Origin of the sequence: Nocardia sp. NPDC057272 (assembly GCF_042668615.1) — a bacterium.
GTDB lineage: Bacteria > Actinomycetota > Actinomycetes > Mycobacteriales > Mycobacteriaceae > Nocardia.
Genome location: NZ_JBHUYK010000004.1, coordinates 117,932 through 133,237 on the forward strand (window position 1 = coordinate 117,932; position 15,306 = coordinate 133,237).

The 15,306-nt window shown below is 64.8% G+C and carries 15 protein-coding genes and 1 pseudogene; 12 read left to right on the plus strand and 4 right to left on the minus strand.

The annotated features are described in order from the left end of the window. Nucleotide 1 precedes the first annotated feature (1 nt). The 9 genes from ACFULV_RS07775 (at nucleotide 2) to ACFULV_RS07815 (ending at nucleotide 7,865) form a co-directional block, all read left to right on the plus strand. Nucleotides 2-1,024 (plus strand): MlaD family protein, encoded by a 1,023-nt coding sequence (locus ACFULV_RS07775; protein WP_378654313.1) that lies wholly within the window; start codon nucleotides 2-4, stop codon nucleotides 1,022-1,024. Then, on the plus strand, nucleotides 1,021-2,052 hold the full coding sequence (locus tag ACFULV_RS07780) for an MlaD family protein (RefSeq protein ID WP_378654315.1): 1,032 nt from the start codon (nucleotides 1,021-1,023) through the stop codon (nucleotides 2,050-2,052). Before ACFULV_RS07775 ends, ACFULV_RS07780 begins: the two co-directional genes overlap by 4 nt. Beyond that, nucleotides 2,049-3,125 (plus strand): MCE family protein, encoded by a 1,077-nt coding sequence (locus ACFULV_RS07785; protein ID WP_378654318.1) that lies wholly within the window; start codon nucleotides 2,049-2,051, stop codon nucleotides 3,123-3,125. Before ACFULV_RS07780 ends, ACFULV_RS07785 begins: the two co-directional genes overlap by 4 nt. After that, entirely contained in the window at nucleotides 3,122-4,201 is a 1,080-nt protein-coding gene (locus ACFULV_RS07790; protein ID WP_378654321.1) for an MCE family protein, read from the plus strand. Before ACFULV_RS07785 ends, ACFULV_RS07790 begins: the two co-directional genes overlap by 4 nt. Continuing rightward, nucleotides 4,198-5,394 (plus strand): MCE family protein, encoded by a 1,197-nt coding sequence (locus ACFULV_RS07795; RefSeq protein ID WP_378654324.1) that lies wholly within the window; start codon nucleotides 4,198-4,200, stop codon nucleotides 5,392-5,394. The genes ACFULV_RS07790 and ACFULV_RS07795 overlap by 4 nt, the downstream gene beginning before the upstream one ends. Before the next feature lie 24 nt (nucleotides 5,395-5,418). Beyond that, complete coding sequence (locus tag ACFULV_RS07800) at nucleotides 5,419-5,997, plus strand: hypothetical protein (RefSeq protein ID WP_378654327.1); 579 nt, start codon at nucleotides 5,419-5,421, stop codon at nucleotides 5,995-5,997. A 15-nt stretch (nucleotides 5,998-6,012) separates the two neighbouring features. Next, a complete protein-coding gene (locus ACFULV_RS07805; RefSeq protein ID WP_378654330.1) occupies nucleotides 6,013-6,363 on the plus strand; it encodes a hypothetical protein in 351 nt (116 codons plus the stop codon). Between the two features lie 194 nt (nucleotides 6,364-6,557). Then, on the plus strand, nucleotides 6,558-7,631 hold the full coding sequence (locus ACFULV_RS07810; RefSeq protein WP_378654332.1) for an oxygenase MpaB family protein: 1,074 nt from the start codon (nucleotides 6,558-6,560) through the stop codon (nucleotides 7,629-7,631). A gap of 33 nt (nucleotides 7,632-7,664) precedes the next feature. Further along, nucleotides 7,665-7,865: a hypothetical protein gene (locus ACFULV_RS07815; protein WP_378654335.1), complete on the plus strand. Its 201-nt coding sequence runs from the start codon at nucleotides 7,665-7,667 to the stop codon at nucleotides 7,863-7,865. Nucleotides 7,866-7,912: 47 nt separating this feature from the next. Here the strand turns inward: ACFULV_RS07815 and ACFULV_RS07820 are convergent, their stop codons facing one another. Together ACFULV_RS07820 and ACFULV_RS07825 are read right to left on the minus strand one after the other, a co-directional pair. Next, complete coding sequence (locus ACFULV_RS07820) at nucleotides 7,913-8,641, minus strand: TetR/AcrR family transcriptional regulator (protein ID WP_378654338.1); 729 nt, start codon at nucleotides 8,639-8,641, stop codon at nucleotides 7,913-7,915. Nucleotides 8,642-8,750: 109 nt separating this feature from the next. After that, entirely contained in the window at nucleotides 8,751-8,993 is a 243-nt protein-coding gene (locus ACFULV_RS07825) for a BTAD domain-containing putative transcriptional regulator (RefSeq protein ID WP_378654895.1), read from the minus strand. A gap of 95 nt (nucleotides 8,994-9,088) precedes the next feature. Between ACFULV_RS07825 and ACFULV_RS07830 the strand changes: the two genes are divergently transcribed. Then, entirely contained in the window at nucleotides 9,089-10,369 is a 1,281-nt protein-coding gene (locus ACFULV_RS07830) for a cytochrome P450 (protein WP_378654340.1), read from the plus strand. 15 nt (nucleotides 10,370-10,384) lie between these two features. On the opposite strand, the gene ACFULV_RS07835 is transcribed toward ACFULV_RS07830, so the two are convergent. Together ACFULV_RS07835 and ACFULV_RS07840 are read right to left on the minus strand one after the other, a co-directional pair. Beyond that, nucleotides 10,385-10,744, minus strand: a complete 360-nt coding sequence (locus ACFULV_RS07835; RefSeq protein WP_378654343.1) for a nuclear transport factor 2 family protein — start codon at nucleotides 10,742-10,744, stop codon at nucleotides 10,385-10,387. A 430-nt stretch (nucleotides 10,745-11,174) separates the two neighbouring features. Continuing rightward, entirely contained in the window at nucleotides 11,175-12,815 is a 1,641-nt protein-coding gene (locus ACFULV_RS07840; RefSeq protein WP_378627907.1) for a CocE/NonD family hydrolase, read from the minus strand. 438 nt (nucleotides 12,816-13,253) lie between these two features. Here ACFULV_RS07840 and ACFULV_RS07845 point away from each other — a divergent pair, with 438 nt between their 5' ends. Then, nucleotides 13,254-13,751, plus strand: a complete 498-nt coding sequence (locus ACFULV_RS07845; protein WP_378654346.1) for a MarR family winged helix-turn-helix transcriptional regulator — start codon at nucleotides 13,254-13,256, stop codon at nucleotides 13,749-13,751. 37 nt (nucleotides 13,752-13,788) lie between these two features. Continuing rightward, nucleotides 13,789-15,300 (plus strand): annotated as a pseudogene (locus ACFULV_RS07850) (MDR family MFS transporter); the annotation flags it as partial. Nucleotides 15,301-15,306 lie beyond the last annotated feature (6 nt).

Genomic DNA, 15,306 nt, shown 5'->3' on the forward strand with positions numbered 1-15,306 from the left:
GATGCGCTCGCGCACTGTCTATTTCGGCCTCACAGTCTTTGTCGTGCTCGCCCTGATCGCGACATACACGATCTGGTCGACCCTGCAACGCTCAGTTCCCGGTGACACTCACCGCTACAATGCGACCTTCACCGATGTACTCGGCTTGCGCACAGGAGACGACGTGCGGATCGCCGGGGTGCGCGTGGGCCGGGTCGACGCGATCGAACTGGTCGACCGGCGGCACGCCGAAGTGACCCTGTCTGTGCAGTCCCGGCAGCACCTGAGCACCACCACGAAAGCACTGATCCGGTATCAGAATCTGATCGGCCAGCGCTACGTCGCACTGGCGCTGGGTGACTCGGTGGGTGAACCCCTGCCCGCCGGCGGTTCGATTCCCCTCGAGCGCACCGAATCATCGTTCGATGTCTCGACGATGCTGTCGGGGTTCGAGCCGCTGTTCAGCCTGCTCCAACCCGACGAGGTGAATTCGCTGTCGGAAACCCTGGTGCAGGCGCTCCAGGGCGACGGTGTGTCGCTGTCGGCCTTGATCACCCAGGCCGCCGCACTGGCCACGACCTTCTCCGAACGCGACGAGATCCTGGGCGCGGTGATCAGCAATCTCAGCGACGTCATCGCGAGCTTGGCTCATCGCAGCGGCGAGCTGGAGACCCTGATCACCCAGTCCCGCGCCCTGGTGAGCGGCCTGTACGAACAGGGCGCGGTGCTGCAGGGCGCCGTCACCGGGATCGCCGAGTCCACAACGAAACTCACCGACCTGATCGCCGAGGTCGCGCCGGGAATGGCCCAGGCACAACAGCAGGCCGGCCAAGGGGTCGAATTGTTGCTGTCGAACGGGGAGCGCCTGGACCGGTCAGCGATCGAACTGCCCCTGATACTTTCCGGACTGGCCAGGATCAGCGGCAACGGCACCTACGTCAACACCTATGTCTGCAGCCTGGACATCTCGTTGTGGGGCGTGATCTTCCCCCGCGACGTGTTCTCACAGGTCGGCGGCAACGCGCACTCGGAGGTCTGCCGATGATCAAGTTCCTGTTCTCCCTTGTCCGCACGACTTTGGGCGATGCGTTCCGCAACCGAAACTTCGCCCTCGGCATCGCGGCAGGTGTCACTGTGCTGGTGCTGGTCGTCGGATCGGGGGTGCTTTCCCGAGTACATCTCGCCGAGGACACCATCCACGCGGAGTTCGCCCAGGCGGCAGGACTGCGAACCGGCAACAGTGTGGACGTGGCCGGGATCGAAGTCGGCACAGTCACCTCGGTGCGGCTCGAACGGGACCGTGTCCTGGTCACGATGAGTGTGCGGCCCGACCTCAGCGTGGGGCACGACGCGAAAGCGGCGATCAAGATGTCGACCATCCTCGGCAAGATGCACGTCGAACTCGATCCCGGCAGCGACGGCGAGCCGCCTGGTAGCCGAATCCCGTTGACGGCCACCACTGTTCCCTACAACCTCGCCAAGGTCGTCAACGATCCGAAGTACCGCAATTCCTTCGAGCACCTCGAACGGCTCGATCCGAACGCGCTGCGCGCGAGCCTGGACGCGGTCAGCACTCAGCTCGGTGATTCACCGCAGCTCACCGCCCAGGCGCTCGACAGCGTCGGCGCATTGGCCGGAGTGATCGCGTCCCGGCGTGACGAGGTCGACCAGCTGCTCGGCAGCATGGATCAGGTGTCGGGATTGATCTCCGACAACCAGAACAGCGTGCTGGTCCTGCTGACCAGGGGCGAAGCGATCGGCGACGCCGTCGTCAAGCGTCGCGACTTGATCAGGGAACTGCTCGACAATATCGCGGCCGCCTCGAAGATCCTGCAGGACATGGGCATCGACGACGGCGGCAGGCTGGGCCCGCTCATCCAGAACCTGAACACGATGTCGCAGGGTCTCGAGAAGAACCGCGAACACCTCGACGCCTTGTATCAGGTGATGCCGGTGGCCGTGCGCCAATTCAACAACTCGTTCGCGCAGGGGCCCTACGGCGACATCTATATGCCGTGGCTGTTCCCGGACAACTGGCTGTGCCTGGCGAACGCGGTAGAAGGGTGCAAATGATGCGCAGATTGCTCCAGTGTTTCGCACTGGTGATCATCACCGGCATCGGCGCGGGCTGCTCCTCGATCCCGGTATCCCTGCGACCCGATGCCATTCACCTCTCCGCCGACTTCGAAGGCGCCGCGGGCCTGTTCGTCGGCAACGACGTCGCGGTCCTCGGAGTCCCGGTCGGCCGGGTTGACGCCATCGAACCCAAGGGTGCGTTCGTCGAGGTCATGATGACCATCGAGCCGGGTATCGAACTGCCGGCCGACGTGATGGCGGCACTGGTCTCCCCGCAGCTCATCACCAACCGCCACGTCGAATTGACCCCCACCTACACCGGAGAGGGGCCAACCCTCACCGACGGCGCTCACATTCCGCTGGCCCGCACCAGAACCCCTGTCGAACTCGATCGCATCCTGCGCAATTTCGAACAACTCGGTGAAGCGTTGAAGGGCGACAACGCGAACGGCCCGATGGCCAGCCGGGTGCTGTTCCCGATGCTCGACGGCAACGGCGACCGAATTCGCGAGACACTCGCCGCGCTCGCTACCACGCTCGAGGTGTCGCTGGCCAATCGTGACCAGATCTCGCGCACCATCATCGAACTCAACGACCTGACCACGATGATCGCCGGAAACGACCGAACCGTCCGAGATTTCAGCGGGCGACTGACCGAGCTCGTCGCCCTGCTCGGCGAACAGGCTCCAGGCTTGGCCGCGGTACTCACCCAGGTGAACGACTTCATCGCCAACACCTCCACGGTGCTGGACGAGAACCGTGCACCACTCACCGACGCGGTGAACCGTCTGGTCACCATTACCGGCCAGATGCGCGACAACGCACGCGGCCTCACCGAGATCGTCGACGTGACACCGCTGCTGGGCGACAACTTTGCCCGCGCGGTCAACACCGAACAGCGGGTCCTACGACTGCATCTGCTGACCGACAAATCGTTGCTCGACAACGAAACTCTGTCGTTGCTGTGTTCGCGGCTGGCGTTGCGCGCCGACGGCTGCCGAACGGGAAAACTGATGGACTTCGGTCCGGACTTCGGTCTGACCGCCGCACTGCTGGGACTCACCGAATGAAACGGACCACCCAATTCACCGTCACCGCACTGACCGCGCTCAGCATCAGTTCGTGCACGGTGACCGTCGACAATGTCCCGCTGCCCCGCCCCGGCGTCGACGGGCCGACCTACCGGTTGCGCGCGGTATTCGACGACGCCCTCAACCTGCCCGAGCGAGCCCGAGTCAAGATCGGCGGCACCGATGTCGGGGTCGTCACCGGTATCGATACGACGAACTTCCTCGCCGATGTCGAGCTGGAGGTGAGCCGCGATATCTCGCTACCCCGAGGCACCCGAACCGAACTGCGACAGCCGACCCCGTTGGGCGACATTCACGTTGCGATCATTCTGCCCGAGCACCGTCCCGGCACGCCGCTGCTCGCCGACGGCGATGTCATCGACCGCGAACACACCTCGGCGGGTGCCTCGGTGGAGGAGCTCATGACGGCCATGTCGATGCTGCTCGACGGCGGTGCGATGAACCAAGTCGCTCGCATCACCTCGGAATTGAACGCGATCGTCGGCGGACGCGGGCCGCAGCTGTCGCACCTGCTGACCGAACTCACCGCGGCCCTCAGCGCATTGAATCAGCGGACAGGGCAAATAGATTCGGTCCTGCACGGGCTCGACGGACTCACCGCGACGCTGCGCGCCCGCAAGGCCGAACTCGGACAGGCCGCCGACACCTTCCCTGATCTGATCGCGGTGATCGCCGAAAACAATCGTTCCATCACCGATCTCACCACCAAGGTGTCCACTGTGACCGCAGCGCTCGGCGACTTCACATCGACTACCGGTCCCGAGTTTCTCAGCCTCTTCGACAGCGTGCAGGGCCTGATGACCGGATTCACTCGGATGGGCGACAATCTGGGCACCACCCTGGATCGGCTCAACACCTTGAGCCCGACGGTTCGGGCGACCATGGAGGGCTCGAGTCTCGCAGTCGCGGCGCGGATCTCGTATCTGGATATCGGTGCCCTCTCCGATGCGCAGGGCAGCAGATTGCCCGACGGCACAGATGCCACCGCGTTCATCGGCAGTCTGGCCCAGGTGCTGGCCAGGGTCCTCGGCCGGCTCCAGGGAGGGCACCGATGATCGGGCGCGCCGCCACCCTCATCGTCCGGCTGGCACGCTGGGCGTACGGCCACCGCACCCTCGGGGCCATGCTCGGCATGGTCGGGATGCTGGTCATCGGAGCCGGCTACATCGCCGTCGACGTCGTCGGAGTACGACCACTGCGTACGACCTACACGGTGCAGGTCCAGCTGAACAGCTCCGGCGGGTTGCTGCCGCACAGCAACGTCACCGTACGCGGCGTGCGGGTAGGCAAGGTTCGCGCCATCACGCTCAACAGCACGGGCATCCTCGCCGACGTCGAGATCGACAGTTCGACGAGAATCCCCCTCGGCACGCCGATCGCGGTGGGGCGCCTGTCCGCCGCGGGCGAGCAGTATCTGGACTTTCGGCCGACCGGCCACGAGGGCCCCTACCTCGCGGCCGGGGCGACCGTGCCCGCCGATCAGGTGAGCACGCCGGTGACGATCAACTCGTTCTTGGACAACACCGGCGCACTGATCGCCGGCATGAACCCGGATCGGCTCACCGTGATCGTCGACGAACTCGACCGTGCCCTCGCCGGCGGCCCCGAGGTGCTGCGGAATGTGATCAGCGGTCTGAGCCAGGCGATGACCGGACTCACCGGGCTGCTCCCGCAGACCACAGAGCTGATTCGCAATCTGCGGGTCATCGCCGACACCACCTCGCACGCCCAACCCGACCTCACCACCCTCGTGCGCGGGTCGAGCGCGCTGTTCGATCAGATGAACGCTGCCGATCACGAGGTCCGTGAACTTCTCGACCTCGGACCGGGTCGGCTCGCCACCCTCGGTGGAGTACTCACCGAGACCAGCGATCCGCTCACGAACCTGGTGACCAATTTCGTCGCCATCACCCGCGCGGCCCGTTTGCGGACTCCGGCCATGTCAGCCCTGTTTCCGGCCTTGCGCGCAGGGGTGGTCGCGCTCGGAATTCCCGCCCACGACAACGCCTTCCACACCATGGCCGACATCTGGCCACGCCCCACCTGCGAGTACGAGACCATCCCGGTTTCTCCCGCCCAGGTCTCCGACGGCCGTAACCGCCTCTACAACTACTGCGTCACCAGCCATCCGGAGCTTCAGATCCGCGGATCCGCCAACGGACCACGCCCAGCGGGTCCAGACAACGGATCAGGTCCGCCGCCCGGCGTCACCGGCGACGAGCTCTCAGTTCCGTTGCCCGCCAACTAACTCGAACCTACCCAGGAGACACCGATGAGCACCGAACTCGAACCCCCGCACGCCGAATCCGACGACGCCAGGACGGAAACCGCCGAATCCGCGATCGCGGTGACACGACTCCCACTGCGCCGCATCACGATTCCAGCGGCGGTCGTGATCACCATCATCGCCGTGGTCACTGCGAGCCTTCTCGCCGTGGACAACCACCGGATCCGGTCCCGCGAGCAGGCGCGCGACGCCGCGCACCAGGCCGCGTGCGCCTACGCCCCGACTCTGGCTCGCTACGACGCCAAGGATCTGGACACCTATTTCGCCGCGGTGCTGGCGGGCGCCACCGGTGAATGGAAGACCGAGTTCGACGCCACCAGCAGGGATCTACGCGACGTACTCACACAGGGGCAGGTGGTCTCCACCGTCGGCAATGTCAGTTGCGCCATCGAGTCAGCCGACGAGACCACCGCACGGGCGGTGGCCGTCATCAATCAGACCATTACCAGCCTCGGCACCAAGGGCGCCCCGGCTCCCGGACAACTCTCGGTGAGCATGTCGCTACGCAAGGACGCCGACCGCTGGTTGGTCAGCGAGGTCAGCACCCCGTCACTTTCCCACTGATCGGCAGGATGCCCGATGACCGACCAGACTACGTTCCCCCACACCAACTCCGAATCGCTGCTGGTCGGCGCGCTGCACAGCTCCGCCGCGCGCCGAGGCCGACGCCGGGCCACCCGTCTCGCGACCGCGCTCGCAGGACGGCTGCGACTCGCTGTCGCGGCCGGGCTCGCTGTGACCATAGCGGCCGTGACCTCCACTCTCGGTGGAGTATTCGCCCTGGTGGCTCTGGTCCGCGGGCTCGAACAGCTGCTGCCCGTCTGGGCCGCCTACGCCGTAACTGCCGCGCTCCTACTGACCTGTGCGGCGGTAGGGCTCGCGACCTGCGTGTGGTTGCTCGCCCGCGCGGTACGCACTGTCCGTTCCTAGCACGCCTCGAGAATAGTGGGGCGCGCAATTCATCGGGCATTTTCTTTCGTTCGGATTCCGGCCGCAATACCGCGATAGCCGTAGCGGTTCCGGATAGGCACTGCTAATATCTTACTCAATATCTACACACGCGTAGTAATTAACAACACGGATCGTCACATCGACCCGACAGCAGATATTTTGGGGAGAAGCGCATGGCAGCATTACGCACATGGTTGTCGCTACCGGAGGTGGCGCCCGCCGAGGACTACGGGTTCTTCGGACCCGATTCCGTCGCGTGGCGAGTATGGAGTTATCCGACCGGGCTGACCATCGGTTTCCAGCGTGCGGTCGTCATCGAGGAACTCGACCCCGCGTTGATCGCGGCGGTGGACACCACGAGTGCGATCTACAGCCGGCCCCGCACTCGCTACGACCGCACGTTGCGATACTTCGCGATGGTGATGTTCGCCGACAGTCGGTCGACGGCGAGCGTGGCCGACATCCTGGTCAAGATCCATTCCAAGGCCGTGGGAATCGATCCAGTGACCGGCGGGTACTACGACGCAAATGATCCGCAGTCACAGCTGTGGATCCACCTCACCGCGTGGCATTCCTTGCTGGTCGCCTACGAGAGGTTCGGACCCGGGCGACTCAGCCCGGACGAAGAATCGCAGTACTGGCACGAATGCGCCCGCGCCGCCGAGCTCCAAACCTGCGACCCTGCCGATGTTCCCCGTACCCGCGAGGGTATCGCGCAGTACTTCGAACGTATGCGGCCACAACTCATCGGATCCGATATCGCCAAGAAGGCGATGAATCATCTCCTCGACGCCGAAGTGATGCTGCCACCGATGCCCCTCGTGCTTCGACCACTGTTCAAATTGGTCGCGGCGTTCCTTCGGCGCGGAACTTTGGCCACGATGCCGCGCTGGATGCGGGAAATGGCCGGGTTGCCGACCGGGCGGGCGCTGGACCTCCTCGTGATCCCCTGGCTGAGCGCGGCGATGACGTTGGTCAGCTTGAACACCCGGCTGCAATTGCTGCTACTGCAATTGATCTCCCCCACCACGGTACCGGTAGCGGCGCCTGTGCTGCTCGGAGTAGTGCCGAAGAACCCGGTGACGATGACACCCCGGCAGGCACAGAAAACATATGGATACGACATCCCTTCGCAAGCCCATCACGCACTCCGCCAGAAACAACGCAACCGCGTTTTGGGCGAAGGTTTACCCCCTTCGGACGAGGGGCTCATCGAGTCGCAGCAGATCCTCGGCGACATCGCCTGAACAGAATAGAGAGCAAGAATGTTGACAAAGCTCATGGAACGAAAGATCAGCATCCGTCAGATGGTGTATCTGGCAATCGCCGGTGGGGTCCCCTATTTTGTGATCGGTGTGATCTGGTTGATCACCCACGACAGCCATTTGGGCGAATTGCACGGACTCGACCGGTTGTTCTCCACCATCGGCGAGGTGATCGCCTGGCCTGTGTTGATTATTGCCGATATCGATCTCCGGTAAGCGACCGGCACGATCCGCTCACCGTATGCGGTGAGCGGATCGTGCCATCAGTTGTCGATATGCAGCCCCGCTGGGCCGAACACCGTTCTCTCCATCCCAGCAGTTGCGGCGCCCGGCTCGTTGGGCAAGGTCCGGACCATGGATCGGACGGTGGGGCGCAACCTTTCGGGCGGAAAGCGTTGCGGATCCGACAACACCATCCGTCCCAGCACTTCGGTGAATCCGAGCATGACGTGGGCGATCAGTTCGATGTCGGCCTCATGCGGGCCGCCGCGTACAGCGAAACCGGCGGCCAACAGCTCGACACACTGATCGAGGAGCTTGTCGCGGGCAGCGCCGAGCAATTCGCGATAGTCGGACGGCGCACCGTCGCTGTGCAGCAGGATCAGACGCCAGCGGGTCGGAGCCGCGGCGACAGATTCGAGAAAGGCCATCACCGCCGCGACGTACTCGCGATCAGGGTCAGATTCGTGCAGGTCACGCGGCATAGCCGCGAAGACCTGCCCCATTCCGCGTGAATGTTCCCGGTGCAGCAGGTGCGCCACCAGCTCCGGTGCGGTGGGATACATCGCATAGAGCACCGGTTTTGCCACGCCGGCTTCCTTGGCGACTGCTTGCATTGTCAAGTTCGCGAGCCCGGCATCCCCGACGACACGGAGCGCGGCGTCGAGCAGCTGCGTTCTACGCTCGTCCGGCGGTAGTCGGGGTCCGTTGCGGCGCTTGGGGCGAACGTTCGCCGACATGCTTTCGGTACTCACCACTACATCATCTCCCATTCCGGCAGCGGTCGTCAGCAATCCCCTGCAAAAATTTCTCCGATGCTCACCGCCGTAAATGGTTCATCAGTGAGCCGAGAATTCGAATCGCAACCCGGACCGGACATTATCAGCGCGCAATACCTGATTCGGTTCTGCGCAGTACGGACTCAGCGGATTCAAGGGACGAATCATGAGCCAAGATATCCTCGTACAGACGTAGCAGCGGTCGCCCGGGGATCACACCCAATTCATCGCTCAGATGTTGTTTCGTCCGGTGGAACTGGTGCAGCGCATCCGACTGACGGCCGGATCGATAGAGGGCATCAGCAGCTCGTACAGGCGTTCCCGCATCCGATGCGCGGCCATCAATCGCTGCAACTTCCGGCGATCGTCACACCGTCCATGTCACCGGCGCCACCGCTCGGGGTTACCGTGGAGTGAGGTGTCTAGGAGAGGACCGTCGCCATGTACCCGCCCGGCCCCCGACTACCCGCGATCGCGCAGACGATCCGGTATGTGCAAGCGCGGGAGCGGTTCATGACCGCCACCGCTCGCCGTTACGGTGAAACCTTCACTCTGCGCTTGGTGCCGCCCTACGCCCGTCATCTGGTCGTGTTCACCCGCCCCGAACACGTCCGCGAGATCTTCGCCGCCTCCCCCACCGACCTGCACGCCGGCGAGAGCAACGGCATCCTGCGCCCGCTGCTCGGCGATCACTCGGTGCTCATCACCGACGAAGCCGAGCACGCTCGTGCCCGCCGCCTGCTGATGCCCGCCTTCACCGGGCCCGCTATGACCGGCTATCGCAAGATGATCGAGCAGATCGCCGCCACCCACGTGGAGACCTGGCGGGCTGGGTCGACGGTCCGCAGCCTGGACGCGATGACCGGGATCACCCTCGACGTCATCGGCGAGGTGGTGCTCGGTGTCGCCGATCCGCGCCGCCGCGACCTACTCGGTCCACCTATGCGCCGGATTACCGACATCGCACCGTTCACCCTGCTCGGTTCCCGCTACTCGGCCCTGCAAAAACGCGGACCCTGGAAGCGGTTCCACCACGACCGGGCCAGTCTGGACGCCCACCTCTACGCCGAGATCGAGCAGCGCCGCACCGGCAGCAACGCCACGGGCGCAGATGTGCTGTCGCGGCTGATGGCAGCGGGCAGCGGCAACGACACCCCGCTCACCCCAGACGAACTCCGCGATCAGTTGGTCACCCTGCTCGCCGCCGGGCACGAGACGACCTCGGCCGCACTGTCATGGGCGCTACGCGAGCTGGCCGCCAACCCCGTCCAGCAGGACCTCGCACGCCAGGCCGCGCTCGACGGCGACACCGTTTACCTCGAAGCGGTGATGAAAGAAGCACTGCGCTACCACTGGGTCATCGGAGGGGTCGTGCGAAAGCTCACGCGCGACATGACGATCGGCGGCTACGACCTGCCCGCTGAGACCGTCGTCGCGACTTCGATCCTGCTCGCCCACAAGCGGCCAGATGCCTTCCCGGACGCGGTGTTCCGGCCCGGCCGCTTCCTCGACGGCAGCGTGGCGCCGAATACCTGGCTGCCGTTCGGCGGTGGGGTGCGCCGGTGCATCGGAGCGGGTTTCGCGCTGATGGAGGGCGCGGCGGTGCTCCAAGAGATCCTGCGCCGCCACGTCCTGTCCCTGCCCGCGGCCGCGACGACGCGGGGCCGGGTCCGCAATATCACGAATGTGCCATCCGACGGGGCGCCGATTCTGGTCAACTGAACAGCGCACCGACCATCAATCCGTCGTGCTGGCATGTGCTGCGATGATCCGCCAGCCATGCACATCGTCGTGCAACCAGGAACGCGTGTAACGCATCCTGGCCCCGAAAGGCTCGCCGTTGACGGTCCCCTCGACGGTCCCGAGAAACCAGGTCACCCCGGCACGCCCGTCGGTGAGTACGCTCAGCTCTTCCTCGACCAAGGCTGTCACCACCTGCGTCCGGGTGCGGTGAACCTCCAGGTCATCGGCCTTGGTGTAGACGTCCGCGCCGAAGGTGAAGATCAATCGGTCATCCAGCAGACGATCCAGCGCCTGCACATCCCCAGCAAGTTGCGCGGCCTGCAACCGCCGCTCAGCGTCCCGCAAGTTCTCCATGCGCCCACCCTGCCAGCCGATGTCGCACTCACGCCACGATGTTCGCGTTCGGCTGAGACTGTCAGGTGATGCCGACCGGCGCGCGAAGGGTGTTGTGGCACGTCTGTTCCGTGGAACGCAGGGGGTGGCCACTCGCGTTGACTTCACCCCGGCCGATATACCCTGAAAGACCTTCCCTATGGCTAGATGCCGAGTCCGGCTGCCGCGAGGATGGAAACCGGGCCGCTCAGCGTCGGGACTGCGGTGAGGGCGGATCCCTGGCGACTTCATTCATCGCCATGAGCGCGGCTTGCACGGTTACCAGAGCCTGTTCCTGGGTGAGGCCACGGCGGGATGCACCGCACAAACCGAGCCCATTCGCGGACATAGTCACGGTAGGCGACTGATTGCCGGAGACCGCGCTGTCCAGGGCAATCAGTCGCCGGTGGTATCAGTCAGCCACAGGGATATCGATACCCGCGGCGCCGTGGAATGCGGACAGCGTCACCACGGTGCCAGGTTCGGTTTCGCCGGCGTACAGGGGGTCCTCGGTGGCGAGGATGACGGCAAGCCGGTGGCCGGCGGGGACTCGATAGTCAGTTGCCTGCAAGCGCAGTTCGACTGCGGTGGGGTGTTCCGGTACGGCGTTGCTCACCGTGGTCGCGGCATGGGTGATGATCTTCAGGTTGCCGGTGACCACGTCCAGGTCGAAGAGATAGGCGACGACGGTGGCGGCCTTGGTGGTGGGCGTCACCGTCACACGGATTCGCGGGATGCCCGCGATGTGGTGCGGCGACGGGAGCGGAGCGCTCGTCCACACCGCTGCGGCGGAACGGTCGACCTCGGCGAGCTTGTGCCGCACGGGCATGAGCAGCCGCTCACGGAAGCCGTCCATGACCAGTTGATTCACGGCGCGGACATTCGGGTCCCCGGAACGGATGTTCCGACTGAACTCCGATGGCGGGTCGAGAACCAGCGCGCCATCGCCGGATCCACTCGCGGGCGCGGCGAGATAGTAGGTGCGAATCGGGTTGGACGACCAGCCTTCCACACCGACGAAGGAGGAGACGGTGAAGCTGTGCATAGTCTCGGTGTGCACGGCACCGTCGTCATCGATGCCGTTGTCGACACCGTTGAGATAGTGGTCGAGCCAGTCGTACGCGGCCTCGGTGGTGCGGGTGTACACACCGAGCAGCAAGCCCGGGATCTCCACTGCCCCATGATCTCCGATTGCCAGATCCAGGCGCTTGGGGCCGGGGAACTCGGCGAAGTAGCTCAGCAGCTGGTTCTGGGGAAAAATGGTCTCGTGCCAGTAGCTGGTGAAGAAGGTCGGCACGGGGCGGCGCGGATCCGGCATGTGGGCGGGGGACCGCCGTCGCGCGTACTTCAGCACACCTTCGATGTCGGTGTTCGTCCGGAAGTCCTCGAGCACCTTCACCAGTTCGGCGCTGGGCTTCTCACTGATCGCAGCCAGCGCTTCAGCGGCGAGGATGTGGCGGGTCCCGTTGTCGTACAACGCTTCGCCGAGGTCAGCCCATGTGCTCAGGGCGACAACCGCTTTCACGCGCGGATCGGACTGGGCGACGAGCTGGCCGATGCCCGAGCCGTAGGAGATGCCGGCCATGCCGATACGCTCCGGGTCTACCTCGATTTCCGGGTGATCGAGCGCCCAGCTGATCACCAGCGACCCGTCCGCGACGTCTTCGGGACCGGCCACTGTCAGCTCACCACCGGAACCGGGCAAGCCGCGCTCGGTATAGGCAACGACGGCGTAGCCGCGCATGAGCAGCCTGATCAGCGCTCCGGAGTACATTTTCCAGCCCGCCGGGTCCAAACCGGCGGGAAGCACGACAAGCGCATGGGGGCCACCGCTGGTCGGCCAGGCGGCCATCGCGTCGAGCAGATCGCCGTCGTAGCCGGGAATCTGGACCTGAGCGAACCGGCACCGCCCGCGGACGGCGGCGATGTCATCGACCAAGTAGTCGGGGACGCCGGCCGCGTTCCCGGTGAGCAGATCGGCAACGACGGCGAACGCGGCGGCTTCCTGATCGGGGGCGAGTAGACGCAGGCGGTCCGGGCGAGCTTCTGGCATGGCGATCTCCTGTCGAATTGGTGTATTTCACGGCAGCAGAACAGTTTCGCGACAAGCAAGGGAGCCACTGCGGGTTCAGATCCGAGCCCCCCCGCTCACCAGTTATGCTACATCGACATCAATCATCTGCGTGTTCTGTTGCCACAGTTGATATCCGGATTCCCCGCCCGGCACTCGTTGACTGATCATGTTCTGCCCCAACGCTTCACGGCGTCGAGCGGCCGGATACGGGTGAACTACGCGACCTCTCGAAGTTCCCGGCAAACAGCGCTCACCGCGATCACCCCCTCGGTCGTCGAATATCCGAGGACGTCTCCTTCACGTCCGACACCGGCCGACTTCCCACAGAAGAGCCCGTAGAGCCAGCTAGTTGATTAGCACAAGTAATCTAATGTATAGTTGCATTCTGCAAGTAAATATTCTCGTCTGGGAGTAGTCATGGCAGTGTCACCCGATACGGCTCAGAGCCTGATCAGAGAGCTCTATTTCATGGGCCGGACCATCCGCGCTGCCCTCTCCCATCCCGACGAAGGCGACCTGCTTCCAGGCGGTATCGGCGTGCTGGGCTCGCTCGAGGCCAGGGGTCCGTGCCGGCAGGTGGATCTCGCGGTGGACTTGTGTATCAGCCCGTCGACACTGAGCAGGCACGTTGCCGAGCTGGTGCGCGCAGGCAACATTGCCCGCCACGCCGATCCCGACGATGGCCGGGCCACCCTCATCCAGATCACCGACGAAGGACGCGATCTGCTGGGGCGCGTCCGACTATCGCGGGCACAGGGATTGCAGACCGCTCTCACACATTGGAGCGAGGACGAAGCCGAACAGGCCACCTCGGTTGTTCGCAAGCTCAGGAATTCACTGGCCACGGTCGCGCCCCACACCGCGGTGGGCGCGCGCCGGCCGGTTTCGACAGAAAGTCAGGAAGCGGATGTCTGATCCAGTCGAGGCGGGGACGCGGCGGGCCCCGGTCGCGATGACCCATCGTCAAATCCTGGAAGCCATGACCGGGCTGCTGGCGGCGCTGTTCACAGCACTGCTCAGCACCACGATCGTGGCGACCGCGCTGCCCACGATCATCGGCGACCTGGAGGGGTCGCAGACCGCATACGCCTGGGTCATCACCACAGCACTGCTGGCCAACGCCGCGTCCACCCCGATCTGGGGAAAGTTCGCCGATCTGTTCAACAAGAAGCTGTTGGTCCAGTCGGCCATCGTCATCTTCGTCATCGGTTCGGTGATCGCGGGCGTCGCGGGCACTGTGCCCATGCTGCTGGCGGCACGAGTCATCCAGGGCATCGGCATGGGCGGCTTGACCGCGCTCGTCGTCGCGATCATCGGTTCCATCGTCTCGCCGCGTGAACGCGGACGCTATTCCGGCTACATGGGTGCTGTGATGGCGGTGTCAATGTCGGGTGGACCCATCCTCGGCGGTGTCATCGTCGACAGTCCGCTCGGCTGGCGCTGGTGCTTCTTCGTCTGTGTGCCCCTGGCCGTGATCGCCCTGGTGCTGCTGCAGCGGACCCTGCGGCTGCCGACCGAACGCAAGGCCGGGGTGTCGATCGACTGGCTCGGTGCCGCCCTGATGACGGCCGGTGTGTCGGTGCTGCTCATCTGGGTGTCGTTCGCGGGGAAGGCGGACTACTACGCGTGGTTCTCCCGCGAATCGGCCCTGTACGTCGGCGTGGGCGTAGTGCTGCTGCTCGCGACCCTGCTGGTCGAATCCCGAGCCAAGTCACCGATCATCCCGCTCTCGATCGTCACCGAGCGCACCACCGGTCTGGCGATCATCGCCTCGATCGCGGTCGGAATCGGCATGTTCGGAGCGACCACCTTCCTCGGCCAGTACTTCCAGACCGCGCGCGGATACTCACCGACGGTGGCCGGCGTGCTGACCATCCCGATGGTCGCGGGCATGCTCGTCGCCTCGACCGGTTCGGGACAGCTGATCACCCGGTTCGGGAAGTGGAAGGCGTTCGTCGTCACCGGCGGTGCGCTGCTGGTGGTCGGGTTCGGGCTGCTCTCGACGATCGATCACGCCACCAACCTGTGGCTGGTCGGCACCTACATCGCCGTTGTCGGGCTCGGTGTCGGCATGATGATGCAGAACCTGGTGCTGGCCGTGCAGAACACCGTGAGCGTGCACAATATCGGCGCCGCATCGAGCAGCGTCGCGTTCTTCCGCACGTTCGGTGGCGCGATCGGTGTCTCGGTGCTGGGATCGGTCCTGGCTACCCGGGTGAGCGAGCTGTCGACAGAAGGTTTCGCGAAGATCGGTGTGACAACCAGTTCCTCCGGCGGCAGCAATCTGAACCTGCACGGCCTACCCGCACCGATAGCGACGATCGTGCGCGCCGCCTACGGTGACGCGACCGGCCGGATCTTCCTCATCGCCACGGGGGCGGCGGTCGTCGCCCTCCTGGCGACCGCGTGGCTTCCCAACCGTCCGCTGCGCAGCACGATCGATATCGATCCGGCCCTCGACCCGAACGCG